The following is a 17,442-nucleotide window of genomic DNA, read 5'->3' as shown; positions in this document are numbered from 1 at the left end:
GGCCGTCACTGTGGCTTGCCGAAGGCCAAACCGTTATGAAACCATTAAGAATCTCGTGACGGCTGCACTCGCTCGGAGCATTATGCAAGAACAGGACACACGGCAACAGGCGAACCCGGCCGCAATCACCGAAGACGATGCCGTCTCCGGCGGCGGCTCGCGTTATGTCTTGAGCGGCTCCTGGCGCAACAGCAATCTCTCCGGCATTTTCGAAAGTCTCGACAGGATTGAAAAAAGCAAACCTGCCAGTCCTGTGGATATCGATCTCTCCGCCGTGGAGGCGATCGATACGACGGGCGCGTGGATCATTCAGCGCCTGCGCAAGGACCTTGAGGCGAGTGGCGCAACCGTCACGCTCACCGGCAATGACCGGATCGAGGACGTGATTGGCCAATTGCCCGACAAGGCCGAGATGGACGTCGAACCCGTTGCCCGCGAAGGGCTGGTAGAACGCATTTTTGCGCCCATCGGCCAGGCCGTGGTTCAGAACGGCGCGGATTTCCTGGCGGGCATGTATATTCTCGGCTCGGCCGTGCGCGGCGCGCAGATGAAGCTCGGGCGCGGGCGCGGTGTATCGCCGGCGGCGATCGTCAACCAGATCGACCATATGGGCGTGCGCGCCGTGCCGATCATCATGCTGATGTCGTTCCTGATCGGCGCCATCATCGCCCAGCAGGGCGCGTTCCAGCTCAGATATTTCGGTGCGGAAGTCTTCGTCGTCGATCTCGTCGGCATTCTGCAATTGCGTGAAATCGGTGTGCTGCTGACCGCGATCATGATCGCTGGCCGGTCCGGCAGCGCGATCACGGCCGAAATCGGCTCGATGAAGATGCGCGAGGAAATCGACGCGCTGAAGGTGATCGGGCTCAATCCAGTTGGCGTGCTGGTGTTTCCGCGGTTGGTGGCTCTGACAATTGCGCTGCCGCTTTTGACCATCCTTGCCAATTTCGCTGCACTTTTCGGCGCGGCCATCGTGGCGCTGGCCTATTCCGGCATTACCTTCGAGGTGTTCCTGTCGCGCCTGCATGGCGCGGTTGAGGAATCGACCATCGCAGCCGGCATGATCAAGGCGCCGTTCATGGCGCTGATCATCGGCATCGTTGCGGCGGTCGAGGGCATGAAGGTGGGCGGTTCGGCGGAATCGCTCGGCAAACACGTCACCTCGTCGGTGGTGAAGTCTATCTTCGTCGTCATTCTGGTGGATGGTCTTTTTGCCATCTTCTACGCAGCCATCGATTTTTAGGGAGGGCGCGTTGGAAACTCAGGACCAGAAACCGCAAGAGACGAAAACTGCGAAGAACGGCCGCGAGGCGGTGCTTTCCGTCGAGGGCGTGACTGTCGGTTTCAATGGCCGCAACGTGCTGGAAGACCTCAATCTCGATGTCTATCGCGGCGAAATCCTCGGCTTCATCGGTCCGTCCGGCGCGGGCAAATCCGTCTTGATGCGCGCGATCCTGCGGCTCCTGCCGCGGCAGGCGGGTGCCATCCGCATTCTCGGCACCGATTACGACAAGGCAAGTGAAGACGACCGCATGATGCTCGACCAGCGGCTCGGCGTGCTGTTCCAGCAGGGGGCGCTGTTTTCCGGCCTGACGGTGAAGGAAAACATTCAGCTGCCGATGCGGGAATATCTCGATCTGCCGAAAAAGCTGATGGACGAGCTTGCTTATCTCAAGATCGAGATGGTGGGCCTGAAGCCCGATGCCGGCGACAAATACCCGTCCGAACTCTCGGGCGGCATGATCAAGCGTGCGGCCCTTGCCCGGGCATTGTCGCTCGATCCCGACCTCGTTTTCCTCGATGAGCCGACATCCGGCCTCGATCCCATCGGGGCGGCGGAATTTGATATGCTGATCGCGCGGTTGCGCGATTCGCTCGGCCTGACCGTTTATATGGTGACACACGACCTCGACAGTCTGTTTTCCGTCTGTGACCGCATTGCGGTCCTCGGCGACAAGCGGGTTCTGGTGGAAGGGACATTGCAGGACATGTTCGCCTGCGACGACCCGTGGGTGCAATCTTATTTCCGCGGCAAACGGGCGCGCTCTGTCGTTCTTCCGGACGGCAAACATGAAAATCCGGTGGAGTAACGGGAAGCATGGAAACCAAGGCGAACTACACCATAGTCGGAATTTTCACGCTGATCGTGATCGCGGCCGCATTCGGCTTCGTTTACTGGATGGCGGAATTCGGCCGTGGCGGCCCGACGGCGCAGCTCGTGGTGCGTATTCCCGGCTCCGCCAACGGTCTTTCCGTCGGCTCGCCGGTGCGCTTCAACGGCATTCCGGTCGGCACCGTACGCGGCCTTGCCATCGACCGCGACGACCCGGCCTATTCCATCGCCTTTACCGAAGTGCAGGCGGATGCGCCGGTTTTCCCTTCCACACGCGCCGTGCTTGAAATTCAGGGCCTGACGGGTGCCGCCTATATCGAGCTTTCCGGTGGCAACAAGGATGGCGAGCGCATTCTCCAGAAGTCCGTCGAAAGCGGTGTTCCCGCCGAGTTGACGGCCGATCTTTCCAGCGTCACCAACCTGCTTGCCACGGCTGACAAGATCCTGAAGCGCGCCGATGGCGCGATCGGCGAATTGCAGGGTTTCGTGCAGGATGCCCGTGGCCCGCTGACGCAGACGGTGCGCAATGCCGAGAAGTTTTCCGATGCGCTGGCGGCCAATTCCGACGGTATCAAGAATTTTATAGCAAGCCTCAGCTCGCTTTCCACCACCGTACAGTCGGTCTCGGTGCGCCTCGACGGCACGCTGACCGCCGTCGAAAATCTGGTGAAGGCGGTGGATGCCGGCAAGATTGACTCCATCCTTTCCAATGTCGACAAGGTGACGAAGGATGTTGCCTCGGCTTCCAGCGATATCCAGGGCATCATGGAAACGGTGCAGAGCACGGCGCGCAATTTCGAGGCGGCGAGCACGGAGGTGCAGACGGTCGTGAAGCGCGCGGATGAGCTTCTGGCCTCCGTCGATCCCGCCAAGGTCAGCACCGTGGTGGGCGATGTTTCCGCAGCGACTGCCGATGCGCGTGACGCCGTGGCGAATTTCAAGCGGATAGCCGACGATGTCGGTGCCCGTCGCGCCGATATCGACCAGGCGGTTTCCGATTTCACCGAGATGGGTCGCAAGCTGAACCTCGCCTCCAGCCGCGTCGATGGCATTCTCGCCAAGGTGGACGGCATGCTCGGCACCGACGACGCCAATTCGCTGTTTGCCAAGGCACGCGAGACGCTTACCTCGTTCAAGGCGGTAGCGGACAATCTCAATGCCCGCATCGGGCCGATCGCCGACAATCTGACCCGCTTCTCCAGCTCGGGCCTGAAAGATTTCCAGGCGCTGATCGGCAGCACGCGACAGACGGTCGACAATCTCAACAATGCCATCACCAATATCGACCGCGATCCGCAGCGGTTGATTTTCGGCGGCGAAACCGTGAAACAATATGATGGCAGAACAAGGCGCTAAGAGGGGTATAGGCCAATGAGACTATCTATAAACGGCCAAAAGCGCCGCGCCCTCTTTCTGGCTCCGCTGTTTGCCGCCTTGATGGCAGGCTGTGCGGGTGCGCCGAATAACGACACCTTCGATCTCTCCGTCTCTTCGGCGGCCGTTACTCAGGGTCCCTCGCTGAAAAGCCGGCAATTGCTGATTGCCGATCCGACGGCGTTGAAGGCACTGGATAGCGAAAACATCGTGGTGCGGCTTTCCGGCTCGGAAGTGCAATATCTCGGCAATTCGCAATGGAGCGACCGCCTGCCGCGTATGGTGCAATCCAAGCTCGTGGAAGCCTTCGAGGATACCGGTAAGCTCGGCGGCGTCGGGCGTCCGGGGCAGGGGCTGGCGATCGACTATCAGGTCGTGAGCGACATCCGCGCCTTCGAGATCGATACGGCAAGAAATGTTGCCAATATCGAGATATCGGTGAAGCTGCTGAACGACCGCAACGGCACGGTAAAGGCGCAGGAAGTGTTCCGCGCCAGCGCCCGTGTCAGCGGTTCCGGCAACGCCAATTTCGTGAAGGCGCTGGATCAGGCCTTCGCCGCTGCCACGCGGGAGATCGTGGCCTGGACGCTGAAGTCACTCTGAGCATCGCGCCGCATTAACGGCAACTCATGCAGGCGAATTTCCGCCGATTAGACGCCGCTCAGGCGGCGTCCTGCTGCGACTTCCATTCCGGCAGCGGGAAAATCCGGTCGTAGCTCCAGTTGAAGACAAAAGCATAGACCACGTAAAACAGCGCAAAGGAGATATCCATCACCAGCGCGTGGACAAGGCTGATATTCAGATACCAGGCGATGAACGGCATCAGCACGATTAGCAGGCCAAGTTCGAACAGAACGGCGTGGGCGACCCGTATCGCCGGCGTCTTCAGCGTCGTGCCCTTCAGCCGTTGCATGGCATGGTCGAAGCCGAGATTGTAGACATAGTTCCAGACCGTGGCGAGCGTGGCGCTGACGAGGCCGACGATGCCGATATCTTCCATGGGCATGCCGAAAAGCAGCGCGCCCAGGGGAATGACGAGCATGAGGCCGATGATTTCAAAGCTGAGCGCGTGGCGGATACGATCTTGCAGGGAGCGCATTTCATTCTCCGGTATATCACCGGGCCGTCCCGCATGCTGTCGCCGATTTGGCCGAGGTCGTCCTCGCGCTTGACCATATAGAGCTTTCGGGTGGATTTTTCAAGCGTTGGGTGTTGCTGGCAATCCGGGGCGGTGTGGTCGTTCTCGTGCGCACCAACGGAACTGTGATCGGAACAAGATCGGCGCATTTTCGTTATCGCTCATGGAAGGAGGCGTGCCATGCAACAGAAACCCTCTGAGGGAAGAACGATCAAGGCCGCCAATACGGCGACGGTTTCGACTTATACGCCCAGTCTCATTTCCCTGAAGGGAAGTTACGTGGCGATGATATTTCGCAGGCCGCTTTGCCGAAATCCGCTGGATGTGCGGAAAAAATAGGGCGATGCAATCGCCCTTCGACTTGCCCGCACATCAAAACGACGACTGCCGACATGATGATGAGCTTTAGATGTCTCTAAAGTGTGATTTTCAATCCGGTTCGTCTCCACCTAGACTGGAGATTGCCATAAAAGCGAAGGGAGAATGACATGAAATCAGTTCTCATTATCGCCGCTGTCTTTGGTTTTTCCGCCAGTGCAGCGCTTGCGGAATGCGCAGGTCATGAAAAGATCAACGCTTCCGTTCCTGCCGTCGACCGTGAATTCAAAACCGCAAGCATTGTTCCGCCGACGGACCCGGTGGACAAGCCCATCGTCGTCCTGAAAAAGACTGACCGACTTCCGGCAGCAGTTGCGACGACCGGTGAGCCCGAAGCCGCAATGCAGCGCATGCAATAGACAAGAACAATAACTTCTTCATTCAGAAAATCCCGTGCGTGAGATGATCCGCACGGGATTTCGTTTTTGGAGACGAGGGGGAAGCAGGGGTATTGCAGTCAAGGCCTGCTTCGCGAGCCTCCCGAGCATGTCCATGGCGACTAGCTATCGAGTTTAAGCGACAGCTGCTTCGGCCCTTCGTTCTTTTTGAGAACGTAAAGCGGCCGGGTGATGATGACTTCCGTGCGGCGTTGCAGTTCGCGGCGCCGTTCAAGCGCGCGCTCACGCATGTCGCGGGAGCGGGCGACGACGGAAAGGGCATTTTCTATGGCTGCGTCTGACGTATTCATCGCTGACCTCCATAATGTTCACTTTATGTTCTCATTATTGGTGGCTTGTGTCAACACTATGGCACGGTTTCTGACGGGCCAACGATATGTGTTTGAGGATGAGCATGGCCTGAAACAGGGCAGCCGGCCGCGAGGTCATACGAGACCGACTCCAGCTGCGTGGCGGCTTCCACGACGCGAGCCAGCGTTCCGGCAGTGTCGGTCGGGACACTCCGGGTCTGCAGGGTCGATTTTCGTTATGATGTCTCGATATGACGGGGCGCTGATCCGCCCGGCATCAGAAGGGGATCAGGAGAGGGGGCGTTGGTCCGGCGCGGGGAGGCCGCCGGCGGTCAGGAGATCGGTGAGATGCTCGCTGGCGAGCGCGACGATGGCAAGGGCGGCCTGCTGGCGGTTCCAGCCGGCATGTTCCGCTTTTTCGATCAGCCCTTGAATGGAAGGCTCCAGTGCGAATTGGCACTCGGCCTGATAGTCCATGGTGTCGATCGAAAGCGACGGGGAATTAATTGCGGCCCGCATCCTTTGGTCTCCCTGTTTTCCGACATGCTCTTCCTACGCAAAACGCAAATCGGAACATGCACATTCAGAGGCCCGTGATATCGCGCACGTTTAAGAGCACCGCATATCACTGGCAGCGAATCCCCCAGCAGGCGGACGTTAACGGCAAGTCTCGATCGCTGTCAACGAACGTTCGGTAGCGATGATGCTGCCATGCTCTTTTTCAGAGCCTTCCGTTCCGGAACGGTTTTCGCCGCCAGATCAAAAGCGCCATGACATAAAGCGCAAAAAGCACGAACCATGTGACGGGCAGCACCATGAAAAGCGCCGCATAGGCACAGTTTCCCTCAAAACAGGAGCCGAGAAAGCCGGAATCGGCAAGGGCTGCCGATAATAAAAACGCGCATATGCCGCTCCCGACAGCGCCGAGAATGAAAAGCGATATGTTGATGAGTAATCTCATGGCCCCGATCATAGGGATGATTGAGACAGCTTTGGGGAGAAGGTGCTGCGGCAACGCTGATAATCATCGTTCCGGCAGTTTTCTGCTGCTCAGTCGTCGCTGGAGGTCGAAACCTGGGGGCAATATCTTATGGCGTTGCGTGCCCCGCCAGAACCAGGCAGGGCTGCATGGACGCTGACTTATTCGGTGATCGTGTATTCGCCGAGTTCGCATAGATTCTGCGTGTCTTCCAGGTCTTCGAGCGCATCGCCCTGGAACTCGAAGCGCATGTCGTATTTGCAGACTTTGCGGCCATCGGCGATTGTGATTTCTATTGTTTCGCCCGGACCAAGCGCGTTCTTTCCGAAGACGTCATCTTCCCACTCACCAACGCCGACGGGTGAGGTGTAGAAGGCATTGAGAACAGACCCTGTTCCATTCTTCAGCGTGAACACAAGGTCCTCCGCCTGTGCCGCACCGGCAGCCGCAATCGTGGCGCCAAAAAATGCTGCCATAATCCATTTTGATGTCATGATATCCCCTTTGCCCCTTGTTCTGGCAGGTAATCCATACAGCTAAATCAGAGGCTTGCAATATAAACTGCTGCCGTTGGTTAAGAGGCGAGGGGATAGGCTTGTTTGTATGTTATTATGCATTTATTAGTTTCGCAGATGTAATTTAAAATTATTATATTAATTAATATCATGTATTAAATTATTTTGTAATTTTTGCATAAATTATTTTTGTTTCATTTTTTTATATTTTTGCTTATGGTATATACGGTTATTATTTATTTTAAGCTATTGATATCTAAAGTATTACTTTAAAATCAGGATTGTTGAATGACCGGCTACCTGTCCTTGTGCCGTTGTTTCAAGCTGCCCTTTCTTGTGGCTTTGAGCATTCTGCTCGCAGCTGCCATGACGCAGGTTTCAGCTCAGTCACGTATCTGCCGGGATCCGACCCCGGCCCGCAATCTCAACGAAATGTTTGATGCGATCTATGCCTGCTGGGTACCGCCGGAGGATACGGAAGGGTTGGTGGTGACGCTGCGGTTTATTCTCCACAAGGACGGGCAGATAAGGGGAAAAGTGGTCGTCATTGCCGCGCGTCCGCAGGAAGAGAGCCCGAGACGACAGGCCTTTATCGAATCCGCCATCAATGCGGTAAAGCAGGCAGCGCCGGTAGCTTTCACGGAGGAATTCGGAAGCCGCATTGCTGGCCGCCCACTGGAGACGCGCTTCATGGGGACAAAAAGTTCTTCGGAAACGGCTTTGTAGCTATCTCGTACTGCAATTTTTGCAAGAGTAGCTGTTGAGGTCTGCGGCGCCGGTAATGATCGCTGTCTGTCACTGCCGAGGTGGACTATACAGGCAGACGTCAAAATGAAACGTCAATACGATGCTTTGAGCAAGCATCGCAACATCATGCCATTAAAGGAGAATTTGGTGGGTGATGTAGGGCTCGAACCTACGACCCGCTGATTAAGAGTCAGCTGCTCTACCAACTGAGCTAATCACCCGACCGGCACCGTGTGGCGGTGTGAGGGGGGCTATAAAGGGGAAGTTTGGGCTTGTCCAGCGCGGAAATGAAATTTCTTCGATTTTTGTGACGAAAAAATTTCAGTCGCGCTGGAAAAGCCTGAAAATCCGGGGTTTTACGGATTTTTCCTTTATTCACCCGCGTCTGAAAGCTCTGCCGATGGCGATGAGGATGCAGGCGCCGACGAAGCCGGCAATGAGATAACCGAGCCAGCCGGTCAAAACGATTCCAAATACTGCAAGAATGGCGTTGGCGACGATCGCGCCGACGATTCCAAGAAGGATGTTCATGAAAACACCCATATTGCTTTTCATGAATTGTTCGGCGAGCCACCCGGCGACCCCACCGATGATGATAGCTGCAATCCAGCCAATGCCAGCAGATTCCATGATTTCCTCCCATGTTGCTGCATCATCAAAGGTGATGATTCCTGTGGTGAAAAGCAAGCAAACTCCTGAAAACCTCGCCTGATGCGGGTGGTTTTCCGCGCCACAGGCGCTAAATAGCCTGAAGCGGCGCAAAGAGACGAAAGGCATGGATGTGCGATTGATGTTCGGCGGATGGATGAATGGCGGACGGGTGTGGCGCGGGCGAGCGGTTGCTGGCAGGCGAGGTGGCGGCATGGCCCCGATTCTGGTCGTTCTTTTTGCCCTCCTCAGCAGCCTTTGGGTGATGCCGGCCCTTGCGCAGGAAACAACGACGCCGGCAGCGCCGGGCGCCATCCAGGCCTCTACGGTCGAGCAAACGAGATCAGATCTCGAAAAATGGAAGACGGACATCGCGTTCATCTCGGGGCAGGTGGAGGCGGGTGGACGCGACGACGTCCAACTGGTTGACCTCAAGGGGCGGGCCGATGGCATCGCTGCCGATGCCGCCGCCGCCAATGCCAAACTTCGGGCACGGCTGGACCAGATCAAGACCCGGCTGGATGCACTGGGTGCGGCACCAGGCGAAGGCCAGCCGCCGGAGGCAAGCCTGGTGACGGAAGAACGAAACCGGCTGACGGCGGAGCGCGGCGAGGTGAATGCCATGGCGGGCGAAGTGGAGGCCACCGCCAACAATGCCGCGCAGATTTCCAACAATATCACGGCGGTTCGCCGGGCTCTTTTTGCCGCCACCCTGTTCAAGCGCACGGAAGTTTCCGCCCAGACGCTGGGCGACGCATCCTCCGCCTTTCTGGCCGAGCTTACCAATCTCAACAATGCCTTCAGCAACTGGACGGCCTATGTCTGGAACTACAAGCGGTTGCCGATGTTCGGGGCCGTGATGCTGTCGATCATGGCGGCGCTGTTGTTTCTGGTCGGCGGTTACCGCTTTTTCGGCAGCCGCATGGACCGGCGTGCCTTTACGGGCGAGCCTTCTTATCTCAGAAGGCTTTCGGTGGCTTTCTGGTCAACCATGGTGCAGTCTCTGTCGCTGTTCCTGTTTCTCGTCACTTCGGCCTTCTTCCTCGATAATTTCAACGTATTGCGGTCCGACATAGCGCCGATCCTGTTCGGGGCGATGGCGATCACCGGTTTTGTTTATTTCGTCTCGCGACTGAGCTATGCGATCTTTGCGCCGACGCAGCCGGAATGGCGCCTGCTGAAGGTGTCCAACAAGGGCGCGCATACGCTGTCTTCGGCGGTGCTGCTGATGGCGCTCGTCAACGGTCTCGATTATTTGTTCGGCACGATCAGCGAGACGCTTTATTCGCCGCTGATCGTCACCGTCGCCAAGAGTTTCATCGCGTCCATCATCATCGGGCTCATTCTGCTCACCGTATCGTTCCTGCGGCCGATGATCGGCGAGGAACAGGATTACGACACCGGCAATCAGCGCCTGCCGCGCTGGCTCGTCATTCTGCTGCGGGTGGGTGGCCTCATCCTCATCGGCGCTTGCCTGACCGGTTATGTCGGGCTTGCGCGTTTCCTCGCCACTCAGATCGTCGCGACCGGTGCGGTGCTGGCGACCATGTATATCGGCATTCTCTCCGGCAAGGCGATTTCGCGGCAGGGTGCCTTTGGCGAATCCCTTGCCGGGCGTTATCTCGCGCGGCGTTTCAGCCTCGGTCCGGTTGCGCTCGATCAGGCCGGCCTTGCTGCAGGGCTCGGCATATATGTCGTGGCGCTTGCTTTCGGCGTGCCGCTCATCCTGTTTTCCTGGGGTTTCCAGCCGGGCGATATCGAAAGCTGGGCCTATCGCCTGCTGACCGGCATCACCGTCGGCAATGCCTCCATCTCGCTGATCGGTCTGTTCGGCGGCGTCCTCGTCTTCGCCATCGGCTATATCATCACCCGCTGGTTCCAGAAGTGGCTGGACAATAACGTCATGGCGCGGGGCCAGGTGGATGCCGGGGTGCGCAACTCGGTCAAAACAGGCATCGGTTATCTCGGCATCGCCGTTGCGGCCATCTTTGGCGTCTCCTCCGCCGGACTCAATCTTTCAAGCCTGGCGCTGGTCGCTTCGGCCCTTTCGGTCGGTATCGGTTTTGGTCTGCAGAACATCGTCTCGAATTTCGTCTCGGGCCTCATCCTCCTGGTCGAACGCCCGTTCAAGGTGGGAGACTGGGTGGTGACCGGCACGACGGAGGGAACCGTCAAGCGGCTTTCCGTGCGCGCCACCGAAATCGAAACTTTTCGCGGCCAGTCGATCATCGTGCCGAATTCGGAATTCATCAATTCTTCTGTCGGGAACTGGACGCACCGCAACCGCATCATGCGGGCGGAAATTCCGGTTTCCGTGGCTTATGATTCCGATCCGCAGCAGGTGATGGATATTTTGCTGGAGCTGGTGCGCGCCCAGCCGCCGGTGCTGCGCAACCCCGAGCCGCATGTGGAATTCCTGCGTTTCGGCGATTTTTCGCTGGATTTCGAATTGCGTTTCCACCTTGCCGATCTTTCGAACGGGCTGGCTGTAAAAAATGCGCTGCGGATCGCCATCCTCCACCGTTTCCGTGAAGAGGGCATCGCCATCCCGTTCCCGCAGCGCAACCTCAACATCCATGTGGAAGGCGACGCCAATCCGCAGATGCTGGCGGCGCTGCTTTCGGAAGAGGGCGACAAGGCCGTGGTGGGCCATACAGGGGCGGCTGCCGCGCCGACTAGCAGCGCGACGCTCCCAAAAGACGGTCCTGAGACCGACGATGAGGCGGCTCCCGCAAACGCTGCAACCGCCAAGACCCCCGGCAAGGCCAAATGATGATCACCGACATGGTCGTGTCTGCGACAGCAATTTCCTCCCTGTCGCAGCACCCCTTGGCCATGTCGCAATCAGGCGGCTGAACGGCAGGCAAGCGCTTCATATTCCTCCCATCCAATGTCGGCGGAATAAGGCGAGGCCGGCGCTTTTCAGGGGTTCTGTAAATGAAGACACATGCACGGGCGGTGGTGATCGGTGGCGGCGTTGTCGGCGTCTCGACGCTTTATCATCTTGCCAAAAAGGGCTGGAGCGACAGCGTTCTCATCGAGCGCAAGGAGCTGACCTCCGGTTCCACCTGGCATGCGGCAGGCCTCTTGCCGCTGTTCAACATGAGCTATTCGGTTGGCCAGATCCACAAATATTCCGTGAAGTTCTACGAGGAGCTTCAGGAAGAGACCGGCATGAATGTCGGCTTCTCCAAGGTTTCGAATATCCGTCTCGCCCGTACCAAGGATCGCTGGGACGAATATATGTATTATGCCGGCATTGCCGAGACCATCGGTGTGCGCGTCAACATGCTGACGCCGGAGCAGGTGAAGGAAATCTGGCCGCTCTGCGAAACCGACGGTCTGCTCGGCGCCATCCAGCATCCTGACGACGGTTATATCCAGCCCGCCGACCTGACACAGGCTCTCGCCAAGGGCGCGCGTGACCGTGGGGCGACGATCTATCGCAACACGACAGTTACCGCCATCGAGCAGCTGGAAGACGGTCACTGGAAGGTGACGACGGACAAGGGCGAGATCATCGCCGAACATATCATCTCCTGCACCGGCAACTTCGCCCGCAAGACCGGCGAGATGGTTGGCATCGATATTCCGGTCATCCCGGTCGAGCATCAATATATCGTCACTGAGCCGCATCCGGCCATTCTGGAGCGCCGCCGTCAGGGGCTGCCGGAAATGGGCGTCCTGCGTGAATCGGACTCTGCCTGGTACATGCGCGAGGAAGCGGGCGGCCTGATCCTCGGTCCGTATGAAGTCGGCGCGCCGGTCTGTTATGTCGATGGTCCCTCCGACGACAGCGAATATGAGCTGTTCCAGGAAGAACTCGACCGCTTGATGCCGCATATCGAAACGGCAATGGTGCGCGTTCCGGCCTTTGGCGAAGTGGGCATCAAGAAGGTTTATAATGGCGCGATCGCCTATACGCCTGACGGTAACCCGATCGTCGGCCCTGCGCCGGGCCTCAAGAATTTCTGGCTGAACGAGGGCCATTCCTTCGGCATCACCGCCGCCGGCGGCGCCGGCTGGCAGCTGGCCGAATGGATCGTCGATGGCGAACCGACGCTCGACCTGATGGGTGTCGATCCGCGTCGTTTCGGACCGCACGCTACGGAAGGTTACCTCATTGCCAAGAACGAGGAAGCCTATGCCAACGTCTTCACCATGCATTATCCTGATGAAGAGCGTTCCGCCGCTCGTCCCTTGAAGACGACGCCGGTTTACGACCGCCTGAAAAAGCTCGGCGGCGTGTTCGGCTCCGTTTACGGTTGGGAGCGCGCCAACTGGTATGCGCCGGAAGGTTATGCGCTGCGGGAAGAAGACCTCGGCGTCGGCGCCGATGTCATCACCAGCCACAATTACGCGCCGCCGCTGGACGATGGCCGTATCGTCGAGAAATGGTCGTTCCGCCGCTCGAACTATTTCGAACATGTCGGCAACGAGGTGAAGAACGTCACGAACAATGTCGGCGTGCTTGATATGTCGGCCTTCGCCAAGATGGAGGTTTCCGGCCCCGGCGCGCGTGCGTGGCTGGACAGTATTCTGGCCAATATCGTGCCGAAGAAGCGCGGTCGTATTGCGCTGACACATCTTCTGACGCCGAATGGCGGTGTGAAGATTGAGTTCACTGTTTATGAATGGGCGCCTGGCCGGTTCTACATGGTTTCGGCAGGCGGTCTTGAGGCACATGACCATGACGTTCTGCGCCGTCTTGCACCCACCGACGGTTCCGTGGTGCTGCAGCCGATCACCCAGAAATACGGCGTGCTGGTGCTGGCCGGTCCGAAGTCGCGCGATCTCCTGAAGAAGCTGACCCGCACCAGCCTCGAGAACAAGGATTTCCCCTGGCTCACCGGCAAGCAGATTTCCGTTGGCGTGGCGACGGCGCATGCGCTACGCGTCAACTTCGTGGGCGAGTTGGGCTGGGAGCTGCACCATCCGATCGAGATGCAGAATTACATCTTCGACCGGCTGATGGAAGCGGGTGCGGAATTCGGCATCAAGCCGTTCGGCATCCGGGCCATGGTGTCGATGTCGCTCGAAAAGTCCTATCGCAACATGGGCCGCGAGCTTTCGGTGGAATATAACGCCTATGAATCCGGTCTCGACCGCTTCCTGCGGCCGGAAAAATCCTTCATCGGCCGCGATGCGCTGGTAGCCTATAAGGAAGCCGGGCTGAAGTCGGTGTTTTCGACGCTGACCGTGTCGGGCAATACGGATGTCGATGCCCGCGGGTCGGAAGCGATTTCGGATGAAAACGGCGTTCTTGCCGGTCGTGTCACCAGCGGCGGCTTCGGTTGGCGCATCGGCAAGTCGATTGCACTTGCCATGCTCAAACCGGAATATGCGGCGGTTGGCACGAAGCTGAAGATCCGCATTCTCGGTACGCTTTATGATGCCGAGGTGGTGGAAGAAAGCCCGTTCGACACGGAAAATGCGCTGCTGCGCGCATAAGATCATTCCCTCCCAAAGCTGGAATACGGCCCCTCGCGGGCCGTATTTCCGTTTAGGTAAGCATATGCCCGCATTCCTTGCTGGCAAAAGTGCTATTAATGATTCTGAAAAATGAGCCTGATATGTTTTCCTCACATACGATTGGGGATCGGGGCAGAATGAATTTCCTGGGCATTACGGGCATGCAATATTCGGGCGTGCCTTTTACCAACAACCGCATTTTACTGGCGGAAGACAGCAATGTGTTCACCCAGATGGTGAGCATGCGGCTCAATGAAATGCTGGGCGTTTCCGTGGAGGTATGCCGCTCGTTCGAAGAGTTGCAGGCCTGTTACGAACATTCGCCCGAGCCGGTGACACTCGCCATTTCCAACATCAACCTGCCAGGGGCGGAAAAGGGTGAGGCGCTGGAATATCTGATCGATCTTTCGATCCCGACCATCGTTTTCACCAGCACCTTCCATGAGGCGACGCGCGAAACGCTGATCGCCAAGGATGTGGTGGATTATATCCTGAAGGACAATATCTTCGCCGTGGACATGCTGACGGAATCGGTCTGTCGGTTCCTCACCAATCACCGCCATCATGTGCTGATCGTCGATGACAGTCCGACAGCGCGGGCGCTGCTGTCGAGCCGGCTCAAACGCTATAATTTCCGTGTCAGTCTTGCTGACAGTGGTGCCAAGGCGCTCGAAATCCTGAGGGCCAATCCCGATATCGGTCTCGTCGTGACCGACTATAATATGCCCGATATTGACGGTTTTGAACTGACGCGGCGCATCCGCACCGTGCGCGGTTCGCATGAGCTGCGCATTATCGGCGTGTCGTCCTCCACCAACCGTCTTCTCTCGGCGCGATTCCTGAAGGCGGGTGGCAATGACTTCATGCTGCGGCCCTTCATCGACGAGGAATTTTATTGCCGCGTCAACCAGAACCTCGATACGCTGGTGCAGATACAGCTGGCAAAAGCGGGGATAAGGCCGGCGGCCTGAGCCGGGTTTTCCCGTCAAAGCTGAGATTCAAGCGGCAGGACACGCATGATGCCGGCGATGATCCGGCGGCTGATCGCCGCGTCGGGTTCGCGCCGGTAGATCTTTGGCTGCCCCCGTTCTTCCGTCATCCAGACGATACGGTTGGCGCTGTCGATATCAAGTTCGAAGCTCATCGTGCGGCGGATTTCTTCGGCGAATATCTCGTCCATGCGGGCCACCAGCGGGGCTGAATTGAACACCACGCCCATTTCCGTATTGAGCGAGGCGGAGCGGGGATCGAAATTGAGTGAGCCGATATAGCCGGTCTCGCCATCGCGGGTGAAGGCCTTGGTGTGCAGGCTTGCCTGTCCCGAACCGCGCAGGGTGAAGCTGCCCTGATCCGCCTGCGAACGCAATTCATGCAAACGTACCCCGCCGGAGAGAAGCGGTTTCCGGTAACGCGCATAACCGGCGTGAACGGCGGCGACATCGGTTGCGGCCAGTGAATTGGTGAGGATGGCGAGCGACACGCCGCGTTCGGCGAGATCGAGAAAAATCTCCACACCCTGTTTACCGGGAATGAAATAGGGAGAAGTAATGTGCAGGCTCTCTCCCGCCGCCTGCATCAGCGGCAATAGGCTTTCCATCAGGAAATTATGGCCCTTGCGGCGTTTTCCCGCCGCTTTTTCGGGCGGATCGGCAAGCACATCTGCCGTATCGACCCAGTGCAGGCGGTCCGACATCAGGAAATGATCACGACCATATTGGCTCTCCACCCGCTCCAGATAGGGTCTCGCGGCTTCGCTTTGCGGCAGGGCGTCCAGTTCGCGCCGCAGTTTGGCAAGTTTGTTCGGTCGGCGCGCCAGCAGCGAGCGTACTGGCACGGAAACGGCGCTGTTCCAGTAATCGTCGAAGATTTCGGTGGCGTCGGCAACGATCCCGCCGAAACCGAGAATGTCGAAATCGTGGAAATTTGCCCGTTCGGCGGCGTCGAAGTAAGCGTCGCCAATATTTCGGCCGCCGACGATCACGGCGCGGCCATCGGCAATCCATGCCTTGTTGTGCATGCGCCGGTTGACGCTTCGAAAGCGCAGCACCAGTTCGAGGCTGCGATGCAGGATGTTTTCCCGTGCCCGGGTGGGATTGAACAGGCGGAGTTCGATATTGGGGTGGCTGTCGATGGCATGGAAGATGCGGTCTGACATGGAGACGCCGAGATCATCGAGCAGCAGCCGCACCCGCACGCCGCGATCAGCGGCGGCGATGACCTCGCGCATCATCAGCCGCCCGGTCAGGTCGGCATTCCACATGTAATACATGAGATCGAGGCTGCGCCCGGCGGCCCGCGCCGCCGCCACACGCACGGCAAAGGCATCGAGGTTGGAATGTAAGAGGCAGAGTGCATTCTTCTCGTTCCAGCCGTTTCTGATCGATTGCCAGTGCCGGTCCAGCGCCGTTTCGTCTTCGGTAACCGGCAGAGCGGTGGAGGGGCGTTTGGGAATGGCTTTTTCCCGCTGTTTGCCGATGACGACGAACAGGCTCGGCCCAATGAGCATGAGAAGAATGATGATGAAGACCGTAAATGCAGTCACTGTTGTTTGTCGCTCCCGGCCTGAAGATTATCAGGCGGAATACAAACGCGCGAGGAGATAAAGCGTTCACCACAGCAGATGCTGGCGTGACGAAAAAAGCCGGCTTCAGCATCAGGGGGCTTGTGAATGACATAAGTACGTGCTTATGTGTTGTCATGACAGAGAATGATATTTTCCGGGCGCTGGCTGATCCCACGCGCCGTGCCATTTTTGAGAAGCTGGCGGATGGCGCCATGAACGCTTCCGCCCTGCGTGAAGGGCTCGAGATCAGCCAGCCGGCCATGTCGCAGCATCTTTCGGTGCTGCGCGGGGCGGGGCTCGTGGTGGAGAGGCGGCAGGGCCGTTTTGTCAATTACGAGGTTGATCCGGACGGGCTGACGCGTATCGCGGCATGGCTCGGCAAATATCGCGCCTACTGGCCGCAGCGTATCGACGCACTCAAGCTCTTGCTGAAGGATATGGATCAATGAACAGGCAGATACCCAAAGTGCCGGATGCCATCGAGCTTGAATATGATCTGGACGAGCCGCCGCAGAAGGTGTGGCGGGCGATCAGCATTCCCGCCTTTCGGGAACACTGGTTGCCGAAGGAAGCCTTGGCGCAGCCCGAAGCGATCAAGGTCTCGCCTGGACGGGAAGTCTGCTACAGGCTGCGGGAGGACACACCGCCATTCCTGGAAAGCACCGTGACGTTCCAGATCGCGTCGAATGACCGTGGCGGCACCAGTCTGCGTATTATTCACGACCTGCCCGCCATCAAGTCCGGCCGGATGACGAAGGCTGCTGCAAACCACAACGGTTCGCCGATCAAGCTCGCGGCCTGATCCGGCACGTTTCCCAACATTTTCA

The 17,442-nt window shown here is 58.2% G+C and carries 18 protein-coding genes and 1 tRNA gene; 11 read left to right on the top strand and 8 right to left on the bottom strand.

The genetic code is table 11. From position 1 onward, the window contains the following. Positions 1 to 82 precede the first annotated feature (82 nt). The 4 genes from ATU_RS08090 to ATU_RS08075 are packed head-to-tail and all read left to right on the top strand — an operon-like array spanning position 83 to position 4,090. Positions 83 to 1,243 carry an ABC transporter permease gene (locus tag ATU_RS08090; protein WP_010971769.1) on the top strand — a complete coding sequence of 387 codons (1,161 nt, stop codon included), beginning with the start codon at positions 83 to 85 and terminating at the stop codon, positions 1,241 to 1,243. A 10-nt stretch (positions 1,244 to 1,253) separates the two neighbouring features. Further along, positions 1,254 to 2,090, top strand: coding sequence for an ABC transporter ATP-binding protein (locus tag ATU_RS08085; RefSeq protein ID WP_010971768.1), 837 nt, complete (start codon positions 1,254 to 1,256; stop codon positions 2,088 to 2,090). Between the two features lie 8 nt (positions 2,091 to 2,098). Further along, positions 2,099 to 3,469 (top strand): MlaD family protein, encoded by a 1,371-nt coding sequence (locus ATU_RS08080; protein ID WP_006315371.1) that lies wholly within the window; start codon positions 2,099 to 2,101, stop codon positions 3,467 to 3,469. Between the two features lie 15 nt (positions 3,470 to 3,484). Then, positions 3,485 to 4,090, top strand: a complete 606-nt coding sequence (locus tag ATU_RS08075; protein WP_006315372.1) for an ABC-type transport auxiliary lipoprotein family protein — start codon at positions 3,485 to 3,487, stop codon at positions 4,088 to 4,090. Positions 4,091 to 4,148: 58 nt separating this feature from the next. Here ATU_RS08075 and ATU_RS08070 read toward each other — a convergent pair whose 3' ends face one another. Next, entirely contained in the window at positions 4,149 to 4,586 is a 438-nt protein-coding gene (locus ATU_RS08070) for a PACE efflux transporter (protein WP_010971767.1), read from the bottom strand. Between the two features lie 527 nt (positions 4,587 to 5,113). Between ATU_RS08070 and ATU_RS08060 the strand changes: the two genes are divergently transcribed. Next, positions 5,114 to 5,362, top strand: a complete 249-nt coding sequence (locus tag ATU_RS08060; protein WP_006315377.1) for a hypothetical protein — start codon at positions 5,114 to 5,116, stop codon at positions 5,360 to 5,362. A 140-nt stretch (positions 5,363 to 5,502) separates the two neighbouring features. On the opposite strand, the gene ATU_RS08055 is transcribed toward ATU_RS08060, so the two are convergent. The 4 genes from ATU_RS08055 to ATU_RS08040 all read right to left on the bottom strand — a co-directional run bounded on the left by ATU_RS08055 (position 5,503) and on the right by ATU_RS08040 (position 7,164). After that, positions 5,503 to 5,691 (bottom strand): hypothetical protein, encoded by a 189-nt coding sequence (locus ATU_RS08055; protein WP_006315378.1) that lies wholly within the window; start codon positions 5,689 to 5,691, stop codon positions 5,503 to 5,505. Between the two features lie 288 nt (positions 5,692 to 5,979). After that, positions 5,980 to 6,210: a hypothetical protein gene (locus ATU_RS08050; protein ID WP_003502959.1), complete on the bottom strand. Its 231-nt coding sequence runs from the start codon at positions 6,208 to 6,210 to the stop codon at positions 5,980 to 5,982. A gap of 202 nt (positions 6,211 to 6,412) precedes the next feature. Then, the gene (locus ATU_RS08045) at positions 6,413 to 6,664 is read right to left on the bottom strand and encodes a hypothetical protein (protein ID WP_006315380.1); all 252 of its coding nucleotides are present in this window, start codon (positions 6,662 to 6,664) and stop codon (positions 6,413 to 6,415) included. Positions 6,665 to 6,831: 167 nt separating this feature from the next. Then, on the bottom strand, positions 6,832 to 7,164 hold the full coding sequence (locus ATU_RS08040) for a hypothetical protein (protein WP_010971762.1): 333 nt from the start codon (positions 7,162 to 7,164) through the stop codon (positions 6,832 to 6,834). A gap of 309 nt (positions 7,165 to 7,473) precedes the next feature. On the opposite strand from ATU_RS08040, the gene ATU_RS08035 reads away from it, so the two are divergent. Continuing rightward, entirely contained in the window at positions 7,474 to 7,911 is a 438-nt protein-coding gene (locus ATU_RS08035; RefSeq protein ID WP_010971761.1) for an energy transducer TonB, read from the top strand. A 166-nt stretch (positions 7,912 to 8,077) separates the two neighbouring features. On the opposite strand, the gene ATU_RS08030 is transcribed toward ATU_RS08035, so the two are convergent. Continuing rightward, positions 8,078 to 8,153 (bottom strand) — tRNA-Lys (locus ATU_RS08030). A 154-nt stretch (positions 8,154 to 8,307) separates the two neighbouring features. Continuing rightward, positions 8,308 to 8,562, bottom strand: coding sequence for a GlsB/YeaQ/YmgE family stress response membrane protein (locus tag ATU_RS08025; protein WP_010971760.1), 255 nt, complete (start codon positions 8,560 to 8,562; stop codon positions 8,308 to 8,310). A gap of 145 nt (positions 8,563 to 8,707) precedes the next feature. Here ATU_RS08025 and ATU_RS08020 point away from each other — a divergent pair, with 145 nt between their 5' ends. The 3 genes from ATU_RS08020 (at position 8,708) to ATU_RS08010 (ending at position 15,023) form a co-directional block, all read left to right on the top strand. Beyond that, on the top strand, positions 8,708 to 11,353 hold the full coding sequence (locus ATU_RS08020) for a mechanosensitive ion channel family protein (RefSeq protein ID WP_035258583.1): 2,646 nt from the start codon (positions 8,708 to 8,710) through the stop codon (positions 11,351 to 11,353). A gap of 164 nt (positions 11,354 to 11,517) precedes the next feature. Next, positions 11,518 to 14,031: a GcvT family protein gene (locus ATU_RS08015; RefSeq protein WP_010971758.1), complete on the top strand. Its 2,514-nt coding sequence runs from the start codon at positions 11,518 to 11,520 to the stop codon at positions 14,029 to 14,031. Between the two features lie 158 nt (positions 14,032 to 14,189). Further along, complete coding sequence (locus ATU_RS08010) at positions 14,190 to 15,023, top strand: response regulator (protein WP_035258644.1); 834 nt, start codon at positions 14,190 to 14,192, stop codon at positions 15,021 to 15,023. A 14-nt stretch (positions 15,024 to 15,037) separates the two neighbouring features. Here the strand turns inward: ATU_RS08010 and ATU_RS08005 are convergent, their stop codons facing one another. Then, positions 15,038 to 16,594, bottom strand: a complete 1,557-nt coding sequence (locus ATU_RS08005; RefSeq protein WP_010971756.1) for a phospholipase D family protein — start codon at positions 16,592 to 16,594, stop codon at positions 15,038 to 15,040. 155 nt (positions 16,595 to 16,749) lie between these two features. Here ATU_RS08005 and ATU_RS08000 point away from each other — a divergent pair, with 155 nt between their 5' ends. Together ATU_RS08000 and ATU_RS07995 are read left to right on the top strand one after the other, a co-directional pair. Further along, positions 16,750 to 17,064, top strand: a complete 315-nt coding sequence (locus ATU_RS08000) for an ArsR/SmtB family transcription factor (protein ID WP_010971755.1) — start codon at positions 16,750 to 16,752, stop codon at positions 17,062 to 17,064. Then, complete coding sequence (locus ATU_RS07995) at positions 17,061 to 17,417, top strand: SRPBCC family protein (protein ID WP_010971754.1); 357 nt, start codon at positions 17,061 to 17,063, stop codon at positions 17,415 to 17,417. The genes ATU_RS08000 and ATU_RS07995 overlap by 4 nt, the downstream gene beginning before the upstream one ends. The last annotated feature ends 25 nt before the right edge of the window (positions 17,418 to 17,442 follow it).

The organism is Agrobacterium fabrum str. C58 (assembly GCF_000092025.1).
In the GTDB taxonomy this organism is placed as follows: Bacteria; Pseudomonadota; Alphaproteobacteria; order Rhizobiales; family Rhizobiaceae; genus Agrobacterium; species Agrobacterium fabrum.
The sequence above is the reverse complement of the archived record's forward strand: the minus strand, read 5'-3'. Positions and strand labels throughout refer to the sequence as shown.